The 20,666-nt window shown below is 56.6% G+C and carries 14 protein-coding genes and 4 pseudogenes; 10 read left to right on the forward strand and 8 right to left on the reverse strand.

Annotation, left to right across the window (positions count from 1 at the left end; translation table 11 throughout):
• Window positions 1-19 precede the first annotated feature (19 nt).
• Window positions 20-1,927 (forward strand): SIR2 family protein, encoded by a 1,908-nt coding sequence (locus BLT55_RS18655; protein WP_425262113.1) that lies wholly within the window; start codon window positions 20-22, stop codon window positions 1,925-1,927.
• Between the two features lie 540 nt (window positions 1,928-2,467).
• Here the strand turns inward: BLT55_RS18655 and BLT55_RS18660 are convergent.
• Entirely contained in the window at window positions 2,468-3,163 is a 696-nt protein-coding gene (locus BLT55_RS18660; RefSeq protein ID WP_055001504.1) for a hypothetical protein, read from the reverse strand.
• Window positions 3,164-4,361: 1,198 nt separating this feature from the next.
• On the opposite strand from BLT55_RS18660, the pseudogene BLT55_RS34810 reads away from it, so the two are divergent.
• Window positions 4,362-4,442: pseudogene (locus tag BLT55_RS34810) on the forward strand (integrase); the annotation flags it as partial.
• Between the two features lie 679 nt (window positions 4,443-5,121).
• Here the strand turns inward: BLT55_RS34810 and BLT55_RS18675 are convergent.
• From BLT55_RS18675 to BLT55_RS18685, 3 genes are all read right to left on the reverse strand, one after another.
• The gene (locus tag BLT55_RS18675; RefSeq protein WP_055001506.1) at window positions 5,122-5,718 is read right to left on the reverse strand and encodes a LysE family translocator; all 597 of its coding nucleotides are present in this window, start codon (window positions 5,716-5,718) and stop codon (window positions 5,122-5,124) included.
• A 50-nt stretch (window positions 5,719-5,768) separates the two neighbouring features.
• Complete coding sequence (locus BLT55_RS18680) at window positions 5,769-6,605, reverse strand: AraC family transcriptional regulator (RefSeq protein ID WP_055001507.1); 837 nt, start codon at window positions 6,603-6,605, stop codon at window positions 5,769-5,771.
• Between the two features lie 402 nt (window positions 6,606-7,007).
• A complete protein-coding gene (locus tag BLT55_RS18685; RefSeq protein WP_055001508.1) occupies window positions 7,008-8,303 on the reverse strand; it encodes a M20 family metallopeptidase in 1,296 nt (431 codons plus the stop codon).
• A 356-nt stretch (window positions 8,304-8,659) separates the two neighbouring features.
• Here BLT55_RS18685 and BLT55_RS18690 point away from each other — a divergent pair, with 356 nt between their 5' ends.
• On the forward strand, window positions 8,660-9,295 hold the full coding sequence (locus tag BLT55_RS18690; RefSeq protein WP_055001509.1) for a nuclease-related domain-containing protein: 636 nt from the start codon (window positions 8,660-8,662) through the stop codon (window positions 9,293-9,295).
• A 3-nt stretch (window positions 9,296-9,298) separates the two neighbouring features.
• Here BLT55_RS18690 and BLT55_RS18695 read toward each other — a convergent pair.
• The 4 genes and pseudogenes from BLT55_RS18695 to BLT55_RS18710 all read right to left on the reverse strand — a co-directional run.
• A pseudogene (locus BLT55_RS18695) lies at window positions 9,299-10,258 on the reverse strand (HipA domain-containing protein); the annotation flags it as partial.
• 99 nt (window positions 10,259-10,357) lie between these two features.
• Entirely contained in the window at window positions 10,358-11,782 is a 1,425-nt protein-coding gene (locus BLT55_RS18700; protein ID WP_055001182.1) for an IS1182-like element ISPsy6 family transposase, read from the reverse strand.
• 71 nt (window positions 11,783-11,853) lie between these two features.
• Window positions 11,854-12,132, reverse strand: a pseudogene (locus tag BLT55_RS18705) (HipA N-terminal domain-containing protein); the annotation flags it as partial.
• The gene (locus BLT55_RS18710) at window positions 12,132-12,455 is read right to left on the reverse strand and encodes a helix-turn-helix domain-containing protein (RefSeq protein ID WP_007247967.1); all 324 of its coding nucleotides are present in this window, start codon (window positions 12,453-12,455) and stop codon (window positions 12,132-12,134) included. The gene BLT55_RS18710 and the pseudogene BLT55_RS18705, both read right to left, overlap by 1 nt.
• Before the next feature lie 306 nt (window positions 12,456-12,761).
• Between BLT55_RS18710 and BLT55_RS18720 the strand changes: the two genes are divergently transcribed.
• From BLT55_RS18720 to pqqB, 7 genes and pseudogenes are all read left to right on the forward strand, one after another.
• Window positions 12,762-13,838, forward strand: a complete 1,077-nt coding sequence (locus BLT55_RS18720; RefSeq protein ID WP_054999113.1) for an FUSC family protein — start codon at window positions 12,762-12,764, stop codon at window positions 13,836-13,838.
• 9 nt (window positions 13,839-13,847) lie between these two features.
• Window positions 13,848-14,309: an Lrp/AsnC family transcriptional regulator gene (locus tag BLT55_RS18725; RefSeq protein ID WP_054999117.1), complete on the forward strand. Its 462-nt coding sequence runs from the start codon at window positions 13,848-13,850 to the stop codon at window positions 14,307-14,309.
• Window positions 14,310-14,461: 152 nt separating this feature from the next.
• A pseudogene (locus BLT55_RS18730) lies at window positions 14,462-16,141 on the forward strand (flavin monoamine oxidase family protein).
• A gap of 17 nt (window positions 16,142-16,158) precedes the next feature.
• A complete protein-coding gene (locus tag BLT55_RS18735; protein WP_054999112.1) occupies window positions 16,159-16,965 on the forward strand; it encodes a carbon-nitrogen hydrolase family protein in 807 nt (268 codons plus the stop codon).
• A gap of 156 nt (window positions 16,966-17,121) precedes the next feature.
• Complete coding sequence (pqqF, locus tag BLT55_RS18740) at window positions 17,122-19,443, forward strand: pyrroloquinoline quinone biosynthesis protein PqqF (RefSeq protein ID WP_054999111.1); 2,322 nt, start codon at window positions 17,122-17,124, stop codon at window positions 19,441-19,443.
• Window positions 19,444-19,577: 134 nt separating this feature from the next.
• Complete coding sequence (gene pqqA, locus BLT55_RS18745; RefSeq protein ID WP_003422658.1) at window positions 19,578-19,652, forward strand: pyrroloquinoline quinone precursor peptide PqqA; 75 nt, start codon at window positions 19,578-19,580, stop codon at window positions 19,650-19,652.
• A gap of 97 nt (window positions 19,653-19,749) precedes the next feature.
• Complete coding sequence (pqqB, locus tag BLT55_RS18750; RefSeq protein ID WP_054999110.1) at window positions 19,750-20,661, forward strand: pyrroloquinoline quinone biosynthesis protein PqqB; 912 nt, start codon at window positions 19,750-19,752, stop codon at window positions 20,659-20,661.
• Window positions 20,662-20,666 lie beyond the last annotated feature (5 nt).

The raw sequence follows: 20,666 nt of genomic DNA on the forward strand, positions 1-20,666 counted from the left end.
CTTAGTTGCGCAAGAAGGGATGCCCGGAAGCTTATTCGAATTCGATAGGTACGATCACTACACAAGTGATGGCCTTTGGCTAGAATGCCCCCACCCAGAACAGGGCTGGCAACTTCGTGACATACGTTGCTACCCCGATTACAAGGAAGACTCTATGCCCATGATCGCCAATGACCCCACTACCCAGCTTGCATTCTCTGTATATGAGAACAAGGGAGTGTACGCGTTACTCCTAGGCTCAGGAGTATCCCGCGCCGCCGGTATTCCAACCGGCTGGGAGATCACCATGGAGCTAGTCAAACGTGCCGGTATTGCCTCAGGTGTCGGCGAGCAAGAGGATTGGTATGCTTGGTATCTAGGTCAGACAGGAGAGCAGCCTAACTATTCCACTCTGCTGGAGACCTTAGCGGGCACGCAGAGCGAACGCAGAGCCATTGTGCAGAGCTTCCTTGAGCCTACAGCCCAAGAGCTGGAGGACGGTTTAAAAGTACCCACCAGGGCTCATCGAGCTATCGCAGAAATGGTGCGTGCTGGACACGTGCGGGTCATTGTGACCACCAACTTCGACAGGCTGATGGAAAACGCACTGCGTGATGCCGGCATCGAGCCCACTATCGTGAGTTCGGTCGACACCCTGGCAGGAGCAGAACCGCTCGCCCATTCCCAGTGCTTCATCCTCAAAATCCATGGCGATTACAAGGACGCCCGGATTCTAAATACGGATGTTGAACTGGGCGACTACCCCACTGAATTCAACACTCTGCTCGACCGCATAATCGATGAGTTCGGGTTGATCGTCGCCGGCTGGTCAGGAGAATGGGATCACGCCTTGAGGGCCGCGTTTCTACGCGCCCCTTCCCGACGCTACCCAACCTACTGGCTCGCCCGAGGAGGTGTGTCTGAGCGCGGCCAAGAGTTGGTCGCACGACGCCGCGCTTCGGTGGTTAGTGGGACTGATGCGGATACGTTCTTCGATGCCCTTAACCTGAAGCTTGAGACCATTCAAAAATCCCGCCAGCCCAATCCGGCGAGCGTCGAGCTGATGATCGCCATGGCAAAACGCTTCATGGACCGGCCTGAACACAGAATCCAGCTCGACGACCTAGTCACGGCTCAAACTCGACAGAGTATTGCTGATTTTGTACCTCTATTTGCAGGACAGGGTGATGTGAGAACCCAGGCGTTCAGTGATTGGGTTCCAGAGTACGAGGCTATTGCAGAACCAATCGCACGCCTTGCTTCAGTGCTAGGTCGATGGGGCACAGGTGATGAGCTGAGTCTCGTACTGGATGCCGTTAAAGGACTATATGCAGAAGCTCATAGGGAGCAGGCTGGCTATACCCATTGGCTCGCCCTGAAGAACTACCCAGCTGCGTTGGTCGTTCTTGGCTATTCACTGGGCCTGACCCGTGCAAATCGCCTTGACGTTCTATATACCCTGCTCAATTCAACCGTCATTAACCGCCGTGAGCAACCAGGATTGATTGGTTATGAGTTGTCACCGTTCTATTTAGAGGCCGGCAACGGGCTGCTGGCGCACTGGAAAACCTTAGAGGATCAGAGCAACGCCCGTACACCGCTATCCAATCGCCTGGCCAGCCTCATTACCTGCAAATGGGCACCCTCGTTCGCCGGAGTGCAGGATCCCGAGCTGCTGTACGAGCGTTTCGAGTTTCTGAACCTGCTGTTCTTCGCTCAAACGAACGGCGTCAATGAAGAAGAGCTCAATAATCGAATCCAGCAGAGTCAATTTCGAAACATCGCGATGGGTCGTCTGTCGTGGCACTCGGAGACAATCTCGCGCTTTGCTCAGGAATACTCTACGCCGGAGTTCAACGCGCCCTTGCTTGCTGCCGGCTTTGCCTATGGCAGTGAGAGCTACCTCCAGCGTTTCTTAGAAGGATTAGGCCGAATGAGCAGGTGGTAAAGGCGCTCCAAGGCTTCCCTAAAATCAGATCATGGATCACTGCTCATAGCGACCCGCAACCGTTAGGGTAAGCGTCAGCCGAGCGTGGACACCGTTCGTTTACTTCGCGGTGAACAAATAGTGCACACAGCTCGTTTGGAAGCCCAACAAGATGCTTCCAAATGAGCTGGTGAGATCCAGGGTGACTTGTCGCGCTGGATATCACCAGCAGCCAAGTATTTTCGCGCGCGAAAATACTTGGGGTTGGGAGTTCTTCATCACGGCGAGATCTCGATTCATCTAAACGACTCCATAGATCAGAGCAGCTCAACGCTAGCCGTTTCTGATAGCCCGATCTCGCTGGTTCTGGTTGAACGCTGATCTGAGAAAGACTACGAAGCGTGCTGCGAGCCTTATCTAGCTTGGAGAGCAGATAACTTAGGGAGACGCTGATTTATTCTAAAACCCAGCTGTTGCCCCCAGATAAATCAAGGCCTCCAGAGCGTTGCAGGGACGAAAAATCGAATAAATCAGCGCCTCCTTAGGATCGCGGGTCTCCACTCAGTTTCTCACAAACGCATACTGATACTCGTTCAGCTCATTAGAATTACGAGCGATTAATTTCAACTCAGAGCAGCTACCAATTGCCTCTGCGAAACTAGACCCAACGGCCATAGGCAGGTAAAAATAGTCACCATACATCTGCGGAGGAATACCCCATATCATCCCTCCAAGGTACTTCCCATACTCCTTGTCGGGAAAAATCCTAGCCAGTGAGCTAGGTAAACTGACATCAATTATTTGACCGCTTTCAACTGTCAGCCAAACGTGCAAATTAATCCCCTGCCTGCCTTGAGAAGAAATATCTGCAAGTGAAATTCCTCTCTTACACCAACGTTTCAAATCTTCCCAAGATGGATTGAATGCAACCGTGTCTCCTCTCCAAAGCTGTCCGATGGTGACGTAGACTTTTCTACCGAGAGAGGCCTCAATGTGGGGTGCGAGAAAATGGCTCCATTTAAGGCACTGAAAAGCTGATTTTGAGGCGTCGCTAACACCTGCGGTCAGTAAAGCCCGATCCAGAAAGTCATCGCTTTCGCTAATTGGGGAAGAGAGCCAATTTGGCTTTGCGACCTTAAAGCCCTGGGCATTTGTGAATTTTACCGCGTGTAAAAACCACGCTCTGTAGTCTGAAAAATCCTCTGAGCGAGTGGGAAGAGGCGGCGGCGTATAAAACAAGCGTTCAAACAACCACATTTCAACTCCGAATCAAATCTATAAGTCACAGCATAGACATAGCTTTATTCTCAGCCTGTAGCTCCAAGCTGTCGACGGCAGTGTGTTTTCTGATATGAATTAATACCTTCTCCAGGTCCAGTAGGCGATCCCGTACCCCCCCAAAAGCAGCACTGCGGAACCTCCCCATTGCATGTATGTGCTAGCCCACCACTCCACGTCTAGACGCTCGATGGACAACCCGGGGAAGTACAAGCCTTTGACGCCCCAGTACTGCATGGCAGGCCAGAATCCGCTCCACAAGGTCGATAGCGCTAGAGGCAAAAGCGCCCTGCACCCTAAGAAACCGTCCGTGAGCTCATTCCATATCGCGTAACCTACCAAACTGAGACACAGGAGGATGCTGAACAGCAGTCTGCCTCCAGCGGAAATATCTACGCCTATCTGATCTGAAAATCCTTTAGCTATGGCATATCCGAGCAGCGCGATCCCGGCGGCAAATGCAATTCTCTCAGCGACACGACTTTGGTCAGACCTCATTGAACATCTCCGTTTCGTAAAATTGCTCACGTCATGTTAGCCAGTGGACACGCCCAGGACCAGCCAAAACACACATTCAAAATCATAGGCAATTTTGCGCAGGATGGGATTGAAAGAGGTTTGGAGGACATATGGCAGAATTGAAGTGACTGAATACATGTGAATGGAAACCTTACGAGCGTGATTCTGGTTCAATATTTCGGTACACACCCGGTACAGTCATAAGCTCTCACTACTTTCTCAAAACTACGTCAAACCCGCTGTTTATAATGCTTTCAGCTTTGTGAGCCTACGTTAACCTATGAACAGTTTTGTAAGGCCCACAGCGTTTCTAGGCAACTCATAATCCTTTGGTCCACGGTTCGAGTCCGTGTGGGCCCACCACCTTTGAAAGCCGAGCATTGCGCGGCTTTCGCGTTTCTGGGTGGTTTGGCTCGCAGTTGCCGGTTTTGGTCTTGGCTTTGGCTGCATAAGCTTCGATTCCCTGCTTCCATATGAACATTAGCACCTCGCCATTTTGGGAGTGGCCGGGGCGGCGATTCGCATTGCTCGCGAGGCAGGCACAAACGCCAGGAATTTATGCGTCTACTAATCAGCCTTCGCGATCACGGCGGATCACCGCTACGGCCGCTCTCAGAATAGTTATCCCAGTTTGCTGCGCGACAGCGCGGTATCGTAGAAGCCAACCACCCAATGCGGCGAGACTCCGAAGGCGAGGAATCTCATTGAGCATCTGGGCAAATATTCACTGGTTGCCATACCTACTAAATCTTCGCCGCTCTCGCGTTAACGAGTCATTCGTGCAAACAAGTTCCATCCTGAATAGTCACTTGGCCCGGTAAATCCGTCGAAACCAGGTCTTGCCCGTGTAAAGACGCTTACAGATCTTTATGGACAGAGCACCTATCAGTGCGAAAACGAGCCCGAATACAGCCCACAGCACAGCTGAATGGGTCGAAACGTGATCGTGACAGAGCTTCGCCGCATACCAGCCTGCTGCAACTGAGAGGCCCCCCATGGGACGTTGTTCATGCAATGTGGGCAACTGACGGTTTGGTTGTTTTGCACCGATTCACTCCTTGAAAAGTGTCCTTGAAGAATCGCCATTCTAACCGAGACGTTTCTGGGTGGAAAACCAAGGTGACGTTGATCACGGAGCGATGGGATGCTTAAGCATCTTTCACGAAACTCTGCGCACTGCTTGAGCGCCCCCTTTAACTGCATCCGTGCCTGAGCTTGCCGGACCCGCGCTTTCACTACACTTGAATCGCGACACCAGCTCCGGGAACAGGGACTTCCCTACGCCGAATATCAGCAGCGCTGCAAGCAGATCATGACTGAATAGCTCGCTGCTGAAACCTGCCAAACCGGCGTCGCTTCCATGAAAATCACCGCCATCTCAATACCTTCCGGCGGCAGCTATGCCAACCTGAATTCACCTACACCCACACACTCAACCAGGCCGACACCAACAGCAAAAGAGCCAGCACATGGTTCATCCGTTTAAACCCCCGCTGCGTACCAAAAATGCGTGCACTGCCCACGCCGAGCAGCGCCCAGAGGGTCATGCACGGGAGGGAGACCAGCAGAAACGCCAGCGACAACACCAGCAGCCGCTGGGTCTTGTCGCTGCCGTCGGCAAATACGCTCACCACTGCCACGGCCATCATCCAGACCTTGGGGTTGACCAGTTGCAGAGTAGCCGCGCCGAACACGCTAAGCCCCTCTTCGCGCGGAGCGGCAAAGTCGAGGGACGGCGGCGCGCTTTGAGAAATCTGCCACGCCAGCCAGCTCAACCAGAGCACCCCGACCCAGGTCATCGTGTGTTGCACAAGCGGAAAGCGCAGCAGCGTTTCGCCCACGCCGAGCCCGACTGCAAGCACTATCAGCGCCGCTGCCCCGCATGCGCCAAAAATGATGGGCAAGGTTGCGCTTAGCCCTCGCCGCGAACTGTGGCTCAACACCAGAATATTGGTCGGCCCCGGGGTAATCGAGGCCACGAACGAAAACAGCAAGAAAGGCAGCAAAGACTCCATGACTTAAACTCCTGATCAGACAGGAAACCATGGTCGCGAGTCAGCAGGGTTCAGTCTGGAAGGTTTGAGCAGCGCTTGCGGTAATCCGCAGGTGTGAGCTGGTAGGCACGACGGAACCAGCGGCCCATGTGGCTTTGATCAGCGAACCCGAGCGCGCTGGCCACCTGCGCCGGCGAGTCGCCCCGCGCCAGCAGTTGCCGCGCCTTGGCCAAGCGCAGCTGGATCAAATACGCATGCGGAGCCAGCCCGAAGGCAGCTTTGAAGGCCCGCGTCAGGCGAAAGCGATCGACCCCGCAGGCGTGGGCCAGATCCTCCAGTCCGATGTCTTCGTAGACATGGGCATGCAGGTAATCACGCGCGACCTGGGCCACTAATGGCAGGCGCGGATCAAAGGCGTGCCGCTTGCGCCAATCGAGGTGGCCAGTGAGCGCACCCAGCAAAGTGTCGATGGCGCTCTGACGAACGATGCGCAAGTCACCCTCATGGAGTACGCGGAACGCGCGATAGATGGCCGTCGCCAGTCGCGGATCCTGGCTCAGGGTGTCGGCAAACCCCGGCTGACTGTTGGCTGGCGCATGCTCGAACAACGCGTGCAGCTCCCGTTCCAGCCAGTGCGGATCGAGGTAGAGCATGGAATAGGTAAACCCTTCCTCGGTCGGCGCATGCCCATCGTGAATCTCCCCCGGCTCCAGCATGAACACCTTGCCCGGCGTACTCAGGTGACGAACGCGCCGACAATTGAACTGCTGCACGCCCTGCTCGGTGACCCCCACCAGAAAACTGTCATGCCAGTGCGGATCGTAGGCATGCCCCTGAAAATGGGCACGAATCGACTCAATCCCGGTATCTGCGTCCTGGGACAGCTCAATCCAGTTGCGTTTATCCAAGGAACGCTCCAGAGGTCGTGATTCAGCTTTGAACTGTGCGGACAGCTAAATTACCGTGCTTTGGAAGAGGACGTTTAGAAGATTTGTGCGGGGTGATGAGGGGTTGTGGCTGCGGTCCGGCTAACCGCTCGATCAAAGCACACGCCACAACGTCTTACGTGTCGCCGGACTGAACGTCAGCGATTGGCAATCCATGACAGCCCTTCACCAATGTCAGCGTACGGCATTTGGCCAAAGCCATGCTTTCGCTCAAACGCCACAGAGACTCTCTTTGATCGCTCTGCCGGTAACAACTCCCGGCAGAAGGCCTGAAATCCTTACCCGACAAAGAGCGGCACAAACGAGCACCGCTCCCGCTTAGCTCATAAAACAATCCACAATCGCGGTCGATCAAGCCAACCGTCAATTGCCATAACGGCTCAGGAAAATAGCCGCCCGCTTGGTTACAACAGGCAGGGAGCTCAAATCGATGGTTTCATTTTCACTGTGCGCCCCTTCACCCCAGGCGCCTAATCCGTCCAGGCTTGCGGTTACATATTTGTTCACATAGGAGATGTCAGCTCCGCCTCTTTCCGCTGACGGGGCCGATTCCAGAACAGGCCCGTCGAGATCCTGGCTGACCTTGCTGTAGGCTTCCAGCAGTTTGCGATTGCTTTCGCGATCCGCCATGACCGGCATGATGGCTTTGACTTTCAGATCGCTGTTGGTATGTGGCAGCGGGTGACTGGCTATTTCTTTCAGCTGGCTTTCTGCAGCAACTCTCTGGTCCTCACTGCTGAACCGCAAATCGCCATGCACAGAAGAGATTCGGGCGACTGTCGTCTTTCTTCCTGAGGCAGTGCCTTGTCCGCTGGCGACATCTTCAACCGCAGTGGAGCCGCCGAGGATGAGTCCCGGATTGATGGTCAGGCCTGGCTCGTTCGAAAGCTTCACGCGAATCTCATCAAGCACTCGCGCCGACTCATATACCGCTCCAAAACCGGTTTCAGGCTGGAAGATTGTCGCTGAGTGTTTGTCGATGCCGGTGCTGGTCAGGAACCATTCGCTCAGCCCTCTCCGCTCGGTGATCAACTGATTAGGCGACAAGGCGAATTCGAAACCCAGCGCAATGTCGCTTCTTTTGGCTTCTGCGATCAGTTGTTCTCTGGATATTTCCGTCGGTTTGGCTGCCAGCTCTTCATCACCAATCAAGACCACCGATATATTCATGTTTTCCAGCGCGCCGGCGTGTTTCAGCGCCTGCAAGGCGTAAAGCATCGTGACCATGCCGCCCTTGTCATCAATGACACCGGGGCCTTTGGCTTTCTTGCCGTCTTCAAGGTAGGTGAATGTCTGAAAACTGCTGGTTTCAGGAAAAACCGTGTCCAGATGGCCGATCAGGAGAATGCGTTTCGCAGACTTATTGCCATCGTGGATCGCAACGAGGCTACCGGCATGGTTCATGCCCGCAGGCAGGTCGTGCCAAGTGGTCTCGAAGCCAAGCGCCTCCAGCTCCGGCTTCATCAAATTACCCACTTTGACAACACCTTCAACGTTATCTGTACCGCTGTTGATGTTGACGAGCTTCTCAAGCAGCGCAATCTGCTCAGTGACGTGGCTGTCGACATAGGACGCCATGCTTTGCTCATCACGTGCCGTTCCTGCCGATACACCGTTGCAGAAAAACAGAATCAGGAGCGAGGGGAGAAGACTTTTCATGCTGGATAGCGTCCGCTTTTGTGGTGTCGAGCCATTGTGCCCAAGAACCCGTCAGATTATCCATGACGGGCATTATTGCGGCGTCCTGAGTGGCAGGAAGCCGGGCAAGGTTCCTTGAGCGACGGCGAAAAAGGGATATCAGGACCTGAGATTTTCCTGTCTCTGAAAGCAAGTCTGGAAGATGAGCCGAATGGCACGCACAATCGGCTCACCCTATGAGCCGATTAATGCCTGACGCGCCTTCCGGGCGGCGGGCGCAGTACGCGTTATCAGATCAATAGCACTGCACTTTAAAGAATTGCGCTTCGGCTCCGAAACCTGTCAGACCTACGTGAACGCCATGGAAAGGACTCCCCGTGAATTACAGCGCTATCTTCGCCCCCGTCATCAATATTCTCATCTGGCTAGTTCCTACTTTGCTAGTGCTGACGCTGCTCAAATCATCATGGGCCAAAGGTCATCTCGGTGAGTTGTGGGTGCGCCTGCTTGCTCACTGGAAACTGGACAAGACAGTCTATCGCCGCCTGCACAACGTCACCCTGGACACAGCAGACGGCACAACCCAGATCGATCATGTATTTATATCGCCCTACGGCATCTTTGTACTGGAAACCAAGAACATGCGTGGCTGGATTTTTGGTAGCGAAAAGCAGCCGCAATGGACGCAGAAAATCTACCGACAGACCTTCAGGTTTCAGAACCCGTTACGGCAAAACTACAAACACCTCAAGGCGCTGGAGGCGACTCTCGGCGTAAACATGGCATGCCTGCACTCGGTCATCAGTTTTATGGGCGAAAGCACGTTCAAGACACCAATGCCGATAAACGTGACGCATGGCGCGGGCTTCATTCGCTACATCCGCTCATTCCAGCAGCCGGTGTTCAGTGAAGCGCAGGTAGATGCACTAGTGAACGCACTGCAAGCTGGTCGACGCGTACCCAACCGCGCCACTCATCGTGAACACGTGCGAAATCTCAAGCGTCGAGGATGAGTGCTAACGCTTCAGACGTACCCCACTGGTCGCAGTGACCGCAGCATCCAGTTCCGCTCCAGCAAGGAACTGGCTGTAGTAGTCGTGCAGTTCAGCCTCCCAGCTTGCGACTTCATCCAGCACGGCTTCGGCTTGCGATTTGTTCAGCGCAAAGTGGCTGTGCTGGCTCAGCAGGTTGCCTCGATTGAGACGCGGCCCTTCGATACCCACCGACATGGCAAGTGCCTGAGCAGGCCCTTCATCCAGAATCGGTAGCACGTCGTACATGGGCGACAGCCGCCAGGTACCGTCTTTCCAGATAACCGCGTGATTGCGGGGGTGGTCATCGCCATTGCCGACCAGCACGTTATAAGCCATGCGCTGATACAGCTCTCGCCGGTCCTGATCCGGAGCACCCCGACGATAAAGCTCGTCAGCGAGTGCCGCATATTGCCAGTCCGGATGGCTACGCGCTTTCCACTCGGCATCCAGCAAGGTCAGCCCACTGAGCATTGGTAGTCGCCGGAAACGGCCGGTCTGCTCGTCAAACATCCGATCAAAGCGCTCGACCAGAAGCGTATTGATTTTTTCGCCACGGTAGAGAGAGGTATTGGCCGCTTGGAGGCCTTTAAGCCCTGCGAATGTCATGCAGGCGTGTTCCACAGAGGGCAGATCATAATGATCAAACGCGTCCCGGGGCTTGGCCAGAATCAGTTTTCTATCCCCCAGATAGGTGCGCTTTGGACGAGCACCACCCGCCGAGGATCGCTGATCCCTGACCCTCAAGGCTTCCAGCTGATCGGCACCCAGCTGGCTGTCATAGATTGCTTCGCAAGCCTCGATGAACTGATCAAGACCTTTGGCTTGCAGAGCTTTCGGCGGCGTCAGGCCTAGACCGGGCTGCGGCTCGCGAGCCACGCCGGCCATAATATTGCCCGCTCTGTCGCCGTTCGGGGATTTGAGCAGCAGTTGAATAGCATCCAGACAGACTGTGTGAAAACACACTGATGAAGGCCCAAGCAAACGCCCCGACTTGTTCGGGGCGTTTTTTTTGTATTGGCAGCAGACGAAAAAAATGTCCGCTCAGCCCATCAAAGCCATCAGATGGCGCACACCGAGCACTTTAATCGCTCGTTTCAGGTTATAGGCATTCACCGCCAAGGCCATTTCAGCTTTTGTACCCTCCAGTTGTCGCAGCAAGAAACGGCCATTACCAAATAGCCATTGCTTGAGGTTGCCGAAGGGGTGCTCAACGATGGATCTTCGGTTGGCCATCATCTCAGGATGCGCCTGCATTCTTTGCTCCATCCGCTCGAAAGCCTCTTCATGGGCATGTCGTGAGACATAACGGCGCCGGGCTCGAGTGCATTGCGTTTTCAGCGCGCAGTTGGCGCAGTCATCGACCTCAGCCTGATAGATCCGATCACCTTTGTTGTGCTGTTTTAGCGTTAACCATTTGCCTGCCGGACACTGGAAACGATCGTGTCCGGTCTCATAGATAAAGTCTTTTCGCTCAAAGAGCTGCTCTTCCTGACTGCCAGGGTTTTTCGAACGATTGGGCGGTACATAGGCCGTAATCGAAGCATCCTCGCAGGCCTGAAACTGCTTGCCATTGGAGTAGCCGGCATCGGCAGTGACCGTCAGATCATCTTGCTGTAACTCTGCTTTGGCGGCCTTGGCCATCGGCTCCAGTTGCTTTCGGTCATCGCCATCTTGGGTGACCTCATGATGCAAAATCAGGCAATGCTCGGCGTCCACGACGGTTTGCACGTTGTAGGCCACACGTGGCCCTTTGGCCGTGCGCATCATTCGGGCATCGCTTTCATGGGTGTTGAACTGCTCGATGCCCATCGAACGCATCAGTGCCTGGCAACTCTGATTATCCTGTTGTCGAGCCTCAAGCTGTGCCAGGGCTACCTTGATTGCGCTGCGATCAATTGAATCTGTGGTTTCAGCCTTGTCGGCCTCATCCAGCTCGGCCAGATACTGAGCGATGCGCTTATCCAGTTTTTCTTCCTGGCGCTTGAGCTGCTTCAAATTCACATGACGCCGTGAGGATGCGACCGCCTGAAACTTGCTGCCGTCGATGGCCACCAACTCACCGGCGATCAAGCCTGCCGTGCGACAAAACCGAACGAAAGCACGGCAGGTCGCGATGAAGGCGGGTTTATTGTTCTTGCGAAAATCGGCGATGGTCTTGAAGTCGGGCTTGAGCCGGTTGATCAGCCACATCACTTCGATGTTGCGCTGACACTCGGCTTCAAGACGTCGCGATGAGCGAATCCGCTGAAAATAGCCGTAGAGGTAGAGTTTTAGCTGATCGGCGGGATCATAAGCAGGGCGCCCCGTGCTTTTTGGAATCGCTTTATCGAAGCCCAGTTGCACCAGATCGAGCCTGGCAACGTACAGGTCAATGACACGAACGAGGTGATCCTCGGGGATCAACTCTTCCAGCGAGACCGGGAATAGGCTGGTCTGGCTGCGGGACTCACCTTGGATGTAGGCCATAACGAAAAATGCTCTGTATCTTTCGATACGGAGCATTTTCTTTGAGCGCTGCGCAGATTGCTAGGTTTTCACACAGTCTGCAGAGGGCCCTTTTCGACTCGATGCAAGAGCCGCTCTCCCCAGCCATCAGGCATGGCGTCGTCGATAAAGCCGGGCACGCCAGAATTTTTCGTTATAGAATAAGAACGCGCGGACAATGGATACCTGAATGGATCAGGTACCCAGATATTCGCCTGTACCGCGTCAGGTGAATACTGAAACGTTCCGACACCGGCCTGAATCGTCAGCTTGCCCAGCGTGAGAGTCTGCCCTCTGACAGGGCATTCCATGTAGATATAAGCCTGAGCCATCAAAAATCCTCCGGCTTGTTTCCAGGCAAACGCACCCGCCTGCGTTCAGCGGCCTCCAACTGCTCGACACTGAACGAGGTATCTTCCCTCAGCCCTTGGAATAGGCGTTCCGACACGCCCAGGCCCCAGACCACCAGCATGAAGTCGCGCAGTGATACGCCCTCCGCACTGCCGGCTTCGATGCGACGAAATGTGCGCAGCGAAATCCCCAGCCGCTCGGCGAGGTCGATCTGACGGACGCCTTGTTGCAGACGGGCCTGCTTCACCAGCAGCGCTATCCGCAACAGCGTGTCGGTGCATTGAACGGGGAAAAAAGCTTTCATCAGCAGTTACCGGCCAGAACACGCGGGACGAAGATTCACAACGTAGCACGACTGCATTCAAAAACGTGAAGATAATGGATCATGAAATAACACATTAACGACCATAAAGTTACATATCAAGGCACTTTAACGGATCTCAAAATTGCTCCCTGCTATGTTTGGCACGTTATTCCTACGGTGTTATCTGACGATTCCACTGGCGCTGATTGCCAACAATCCCCACCCAACTCCCGGCAAATGTGGCTTACTGAGCAATACCACCATCCAATCAGGGATTTCTTCCCCACCCTCGCGGTCTCTTTACGCATGACGAATTCGCGCTCTGCTTTCATACCCTCCTGGCTTCGCCCTGTTCTGCGTCCTTTGCTGGACCCGTACCGCCGTTACCGGCATGCGCGGCTGATCCATGCGGCGCGGATTGCGGTGGGGATGCTGGTGACCATCCTCCTGACCACGGGCCTCAACCTGCCGCATGGCGAGTGGGCGTCGGTGACCATGTTGATCGTGATCGGTGGTTTGCAGCACCACGGCAATATCGGCAAGAAATCGGTCGAGCGGGCCTACGGAACACTGATCGGTGCCGGGCTCGGGCTGATTGTGGTGGTGCAGCAGGGTTATCTGGAAATGCCGCTGCTGACCTACGCGATGATGTCGGTCATGTGCGGTTTCTTTGCTTATCACGCCATCGGCAAGGGCGGGTACACCGCGTTACTGTCGGCGATCACGCTGTTCATCGTGGCCGGCCACGGTTACAACCGGATCAGCGACGGGTTGTGGCGCACCGTCGATATCCTGATCGGTATCGCGTTGGCGCTGGCGTTCTCGTTCGCGCTGCCGTTGTACGCGGTGTTTTCCTGGCGCTACAACCTTGCCAGCGGCCTGCGTGATTGTGCCAAAGTTTATGGGCCCATCGTGCAGGGCCAGCCGGTCACCGCCGACGAGCACTTGAAACTGACCGCCAGGCTCAACGCCACCATGTTGCAATTGCGCTCGTTGCTGCCGTCGGTGTCCAAGGAAGTGAAGATGTCCATGGTCGAGCTGGACGCCATTCAGGGCCATTTCCGCATGTGCCTGAGCACGCTGGAAATCCTCGCCAATATTCGACCTGCGAACCTGAATCAGATCGCTGACGAGTCGCTGAAAGCATCGCTGGACGCTGATTACCGGCAGATCCGCCGCCAGTTGATAGGCATGGCCCGCGCCCTGCAAACCGGCGCGACCGAGCGTCTGGCGCGCACGACTGAAACTGCGGAAGCGCCAGCGCTGCAGCCACTCATTCCTGCCGAGCTGATGGGTTACCACTTGATGACCCAGCAACTGGCGCACAATCTGGACGGTTTGCAGGCGCGTCTCGCCAAGACCGCCAAGCGCTGGAAGTTTTAAGGAATGCTCGTGCCTGACACCCGCCCGCCTGCGCTGGATGAAATTGATCGCAAATTGATCGCCGCCTTGCAGATCAACGCGCGCGAAAGCTTGGCCATGCTGGCTCGCCAACTGGGCATCGCCCGCACCACCGTCACCTCTCGGCTGGCGCGACTGGAAAGCAGTAAAGTCATCACCGGTTACGGCGTGCGTCTGGGTCAGCGCGTGGTCGATGGCGGGTTGCAAGCGTATGTCGGCATTACCGTGCAACCGAGGTCAGGCAAGGAAGTGCTGCGGCGCTTGAGTGCGATGGCCCAGGTTCAGCAGTTGTGCGCGGTCAGTGGCGAGTTCGATTACGTGGCCTGGCTGCGTACTGATTCCCCGGAACAACTGGATGAGCTGCTCGACCTGATTGGCAGCGTGGATGGCGTCGAAAAAACCACTACATCGATCATCCTCAGCAGCAAGATTGATCGCGGGCAGCCAGTCTGAATGCATAAACAATGCTGCTGAAACGTACAGTTCGTAATAAAACTTCGTCACTTAGCCTAAATAAACATCATATTGACGACACTTTGCGTCTTATTAACGTGCGCCCCCTTCTCTAGACTGTCGTTTTTCGCCGTTGCCCACCAAGGTCAGTCATGAAAAACAATCGTCACCCCGCCAATGGCAAAAAACCGATCACGATGTTCGGCCCGGATTTCCCCTTCGCTTTCGATGACTGGATCGAGCACCCGAAAGGCCTGGGCAGCATTCCGGCGGAACATCATGGCGCGGAAGTGGCGATTGTCGGTGCCGGTATCGCCGGGCTGGTGGCGGCTTATGAATTGATGAAGATGGGCCTTAAGCCGGTCGTCTACGAGGCCTCGAAAATGGGCGGTCGTCTGCGCTCGCAGGAGTTCGAAGGCGCCAAGGGCATCGTGGCCGAGCTGGGCGGCATGCGCTTTCCGGTGTCCTCGACCGCGTTCTTTCATTACGTCGACAAGCTGGGCCTGGAATCCAGGCCGTTTCCCAACCCGTTGACGGCGGCGTCCGGCAGTACCGTCATCGATCTGGAAGGCACCACGTATTACGCGCAAATGCTCTCGGACCTGCCCGCGCTGTTTCAGGAAGTCGCTGACGCTTGGGCCGATGCCCTGGAAAGCGGCTCGCAATTCGCCGATATCCAGCAAGCCATCCGCGACCGCGACGTGCCACGTCTCAAATCACTATGGAACACGCTGGTGCCGCTGTGGGACGACCGCACGTTCTATGACTTTGTCGCAACCTCCGAAGCCTTCGCCAAACTGTCGTTTTACCATCGCGAAGTGTTCGGCCAGGTCGGTTTCGGCACTGGCGGCTGGGATTCGGATTTCCCCAATTCGATGCTGGAGATCTTCCGCGTCGTCATGACCAACTGCGACGAGCACCAGCATCTGATCGTCGGCGGCGTGCAGCAAGTGCCGGTCGGGTTGTGGAACCACGTGCCGGAACGCTGCGCGCACTGGCCCAAAGGAACCAGCCTGTCGTCGCTGCACCGTGGCGCACCGCGTACCGGCGTCAAGCGTATTGCGCGGGCCGAGAATGGCAACTTCAGCGTGACCGATAACTGGGGCGACACCCGGCAATACGCGGCGGTGCTGACCACCTGCCAGAGCTGGCTGCTGACCACTCAGATCGAGTGCGAGGAATCGCTGTTTTCGCAGAAGATGTGGATGGCGCTGGACCGCACGCGCTACATGCAGTCATCGAAGACCTTCGTCATGGTCGACCGTCCGTTCTGGAAGGACAAAGACCCGGAAACCGGTCGCGACGTGATGAGCATGACACTCACCGACCGCCTGACCCGCGGCACCTATCTGTTCGATAACGGCGACGACAAGCCGGGGGTGATTTGTCTGTCTTACTCGTGGATGAGCGATGCGCTGAAAATGCTCCCGCAGCCTATCGACAAGCGCGTGAAGCTGGCGCTCGATGCGCTGAAGAAGATCTACCCGAAAGTCGACATTGCCGCGCGCATCATCGGCGATCCGATCACGGTGTCGTGGGAAGCCGACCCGCACTTCCTCGGCGCATTCAAAGGTGCGCTGCCGGGGCATTACCGTTATAACCAGCGCATGTACGCGCACTTCATGCAGCAGGACATGCCCAGCGAACAGCGCGGCCTGTTCATCGCCGGTGACGATGTGTCGTGGACGCCCGCCTAGGTCGAAGGTGCGGTGCAGACGTCGCTGAATGCCGTATGGGGCATCATGAATCACTTTGGCGGCAAGACCCACGCCAGCAACCCCGGCCCTGGCGACGTGTTCCACGAAATCGGCCCGATCGCACTGGCTGACTGACAACCAAGGAAAACGTCATGCGAATTGCGCTGTATCAATGCCCGCCATTGCCGCTGGACGTGAGCGGCAATCTGGCCCGGCTGGAACAACAAGCCGTTAGCGCCGCCGCACAAGGCGCGCAGGTGCTGATCTGTCCGGAAATGTTTCTGACCGGCTATAACATCGGCGCACAGGCGGTCAGTGAACGGGCACAGGCACAAGACGGACCGGCAGCGGCTCACATCGCCGCCCTTGCCCAGGCCAACGGTATCGCCATCCTGTATGGCTATCCGGAGCGCGGCGCTGATCAACAGATCTACAACGCCGTGCAGTTGATCGACAGCCAAGGCACCCGCCTGTGCAATTACCGCAAGACGCATCAGTTTGCTGACCTGGACAAGTCGATGTTCACGGCAGGCGATGATCACTTCCCGGTGGTCGAGCTGAACGGCTGGCGCCTCGGCCTGCTGATCTGCTACGACGTGGAATTCCCCGAAAACACCCGCCGCCTGGCCCTGGCAGGTGCCGAACTGATTCTGGTGCCGACGGCGAACATGCTGCCTTACGACTTCGTCTGTGACGTAACCGTGCGGGCGCGGGCGTTCGAGAATCATTGCTACCTGGTGTACGCCAACTACTGCGGCAGCGAGGGCGAGATTCGTTATTGCGGGCTCAGCAGCGTCTGCGCACCCGACGGCAGCCGCCCGCTGCTGGCGGGTCAGGATGAAACACTGATGATCTGCACACTGGACAAGGCACTGTTGGCACAGGCCAGGATCGCGAATGACTACTTTGTTGATCGTCGGCCGGGGCTTTATGCGTCACTGACCCGAGCACGACACTGACCCCTGTGGGAGCGGACCGGGCGACGCTTCGCTTGTTCGCGAAGACGGTGTTTCAGGTGAATGTATCGGCCATCTCAACTAACGTGCCAGGCTCGCGAACCTCGCCGGTTATCCGCTAGCATGACGTCTCGCACTCCCTGCCCCCGTGGACACTTCATGCCTGCCCCGCTACCCAACGACACCCGACGCATCACGCTGGCCAACGGCTTGAGTGTGGTGCTGTGTCACGATTCGCGGTTCAAGCGTAGTGCGGCTTCGTTGCGGGTCACCGCGGGCAGTCATGATGTGCCGCAGGCGTGGCCGGGGCTGGCGCATTTTCTGGAGCACCTGTTCTTCCTCGGCACTGAGCGCTTCCCCGCCGGGGAAAACCTGATGACCTTCGTGCAGCGTCATGGTGGACAGGTGAATGCCAGCACCCGCGAGCGCACCACCGATTTTTTCTTCGAGCTGCCACAAGCTGCCTTCGCGCAAGGCCTGGAGCGCCTGTGCGACATGCTCGCCAACCCGCGCATGGCCATTGCCGATCAACGGCGCGAACGCGAAGTGCTGCACGCCGAGTTCATTGCCTGGCTGGGCGACGTCGAAGCGCAAAAGCAGATACGCCTGCTTGCGCCGATCAATCCACAGCATCCGCTGCGCGGTTTCCATGCCGGCAACCGTTACAGCCTGTCCGTGCCCAATCCGGCGTTCCAGCAAGCACTGAACGATTTTTACACCCGTTTCTATCAAGCCGGGCAAATGACCTTATGCCTGACCGGGCCGCAATCGTTGAACGAACTGGAAGCGCTGGCCGAAAACCATGGCGTGCTGTTTGCCAGCGGAAAAAAGCTCAGACAGCGCCCGCCGCCGCCACTGGTGACTCACTCACCCGGTCATCAACAAAAAAGTGCTCAGCACACGTTGTTGTTTGCCTGCGAAGATTTGCCAGCGCAGGCAGGCGAGGCAGTAGCGTTTCTCTGCCACTGGATGAACAACACGCAGCCGGGCGGTCTGGTGGCCGGGCTGGCCGACAGAGGCCTGGCTGAATCGCTGAACGCCACGCCGTTGTATCAGTTCGAGGGCCAGTTACTGCTGGTTGTCGAGTTCAAAGGGGCCTTGGCAAACACAGCCCGTGTCAGCAGTGTGCTTTGCAACTGGCTTGAGTTCTTCAAGACCCATTGGCCTGCGCTGGTCGACGAATATCAGCGCCTGCAACAGCGTCGTCTGTGCAGGTACGAGCCTCTGGCGCTGGCGCATCACCATTGCCACGAGCTGCCAGCGCAACTGAGCGCACACGGCGCAACGGCACTGAGCATTTTGCTTGAACAGCTCATGTCAGATGCCTTGATCGATCCGCCGACTGTGGATAACTCAGACAACGATCACATTGACTGGCGTTTACCGTCGCCCAATCCATTTCTGAATTCGACGCTGAACGACAGCGCTGAAGCCGTGCTTTATCTGCGCTGGGCGCTGCCATCCCCGCAACCTGCACTGTGGGAAAGGCTCAATGCCAATCTCAAAGACCTGATCGAAAACGCCCGACAAGCCGGCGTGACCGTCACGTTCTGCGCTTATGGCGCGTTCTGGCAATTGCAACTCAACGGTCTGCGGGCGCCAATGGCCGACATCCTTGCGCACGGCCTGCATCGTCTGCACCTGCTTCAACCGGAAACGCTGAGACCCGAAACGCAGCCCGCGCTGATTCCGATTCGTCAGTTGCTCAAACGCCTGGCTGATCACTATTTGAGCAGCGTGCCAGAGCAACCGGTCGGTGATCTGCAAGCCGTCTGGGCAGATTCACGCTGGATCAGTTTCACCAGAGGCTGGTGCCCTGCCAGCCAACTGCGGATCAACGCGGCACTGGACGCCACGCCCGGAACCCCGCACACCACCCCATCGACACTGCCAGCCCTACAGCCCGGCAAACGCTGGGCGTCTGAAGCGTCGTCCTCTTCAGAAGACGCCGTGCTGGTGTTTTGTCCTGCACCGAGCGAGTCAGCCGAAAACAAGGCCGCGTGGCGTCTGCTTGGGCACTTGTTGCAGGCACCGTTCTATCAAAAACTGCGGGTCGAATTGCAGCTGGGTTACGCGGTGTTCAGCGGCATCAGGCAAATCGCCGGGCGCAACGGGTTGCTGTTCGGCGTTCAAGCACCTACCTGCAACGCCGAACAACTGTTTCAGCACATCGAGGCCTTCATCGGCGCACTGCCGGATATCGTCCGGAGCGCAGACCTGCCCGAGCAAATCTGTGCCCTGTCAGCCCAATTCGACCCTATAAACCTGCCCGAACAGCAGCACGCCGAGCTGCAGTGGCAGGCGCACCTTGCCGGGCATCAAGACGATCCGGCGCAAGCGTTGCGAGAAGCTCTGTCAAATCTGGATACACACTCGTTGCTGGCCGCCGCTGATCGATTGATCGACGCCACGAGCGGCTGGCTGATTGTGGCCAACCGCCCGGCTCCTGTGCCCAACGCCCGATCCTTACCTGAACGGTAACGGTCTTTCGTGCAGATTCTGGCCCTGCTTAATTGTTAAAATGAGTAACATAGCTCCCTAAGCATCTGAACGTATGCCTCCAGCGATGCACTAAGATGTAGTCACCCACCGCTGCACTTATCCGAGGAGATTTTATGTCGTGGACTAAACCTGCTTACACTGATCTGCGTATCGGTTTTGAAGTCACCATGTACTTCGCAAGCCGTTGATTTCAGTGCGTTGTGAAGCCTCGGTTCGCCGGGGCTTTTTTTATGGTTGTGGCGGTTGTTTATTTTTGTGTTCCAGATTGTGTGCCAGGGAGCTGACATGTACATCCAGATTCTAGGTTCCGCTGCGGGCGGTGGATTCCCCCAATGGAACTGCAACTGCGTCAATTGCGCAGGTTTTCGCGATAGCAGCCTGCGGGCCCAGGCGCGTACCCAGTCGTCCATTGCGCTGTCCGATGATGGCGTGAACTGGGTGCTGTGCAACGCGTCGCCGGATATTCGCGCGCAATTGCAGAGCTTCGCGCCCATGCAGCCAGGCCGGGCGCTTCGTGACACCGGCATCAGCGCCATCGTGCTGATGGACAGCCAGATCGACCACACCACCGGCCTGCTCAGCCTGCGCGAAGGGTGCCCGCACCAGGTTTGGTGTACCGACATGGTTCACGAAGATCTGAGCACCGGCTTCCCGCTGTTCGAAATGCTCAAGCACTGGAACGGTGGCCTGAACTGGAACCGTATCGAGCTGCAAGGCAGTTTCGTGATCCCGGCCTGCCCGAACCTGCGCTTCACGCCCTTCCCGTTGCGCAGCGCCGCACCGCCCTACTCGCCGCACCGCTTCGACCCGCATCCAGGCGACAACATTGGCCTGCTGGTCGAGGATACGCGCACCGGCGGCAAGCTGTTCTATGCGCCGGGGCTGGGCAAGGTCGTTGAAGCGCTCGCCGAGAAAATGCGCGCTGCCGATTGCCTGCTGGTCGACGGCACGATGTGGAACGACGACGAAATGCAGCGCCGTGGCGTGGGCACCCGTACCGGCCGGGAAATGGGTCATTTGGCACAGAACGGCCCCGGCGGCATGCTCGAGGTGCTGGAAGGTTTCCCGGATCAGCGCAAGGTGCTGATCCACATCAACAACACCAACCCGATTCTCGACGAAGACTCGCCGGAGCGCGCCGAGCTGGTGCGGCGTAACGTCGAAGTTGCCTATGACGGCATGAGCATCGAGCTTTAGGAACT

The organism is Pseudomonas cannabina (genome assembly GCF_900100365.1).
GTDB lineage: Bacteria > Pseudomonadota > Gammaproteobacteria > Pseudomonadales > Pseudomonadaceae > Aquipseudomonas > Aquipseudomonas cannabina.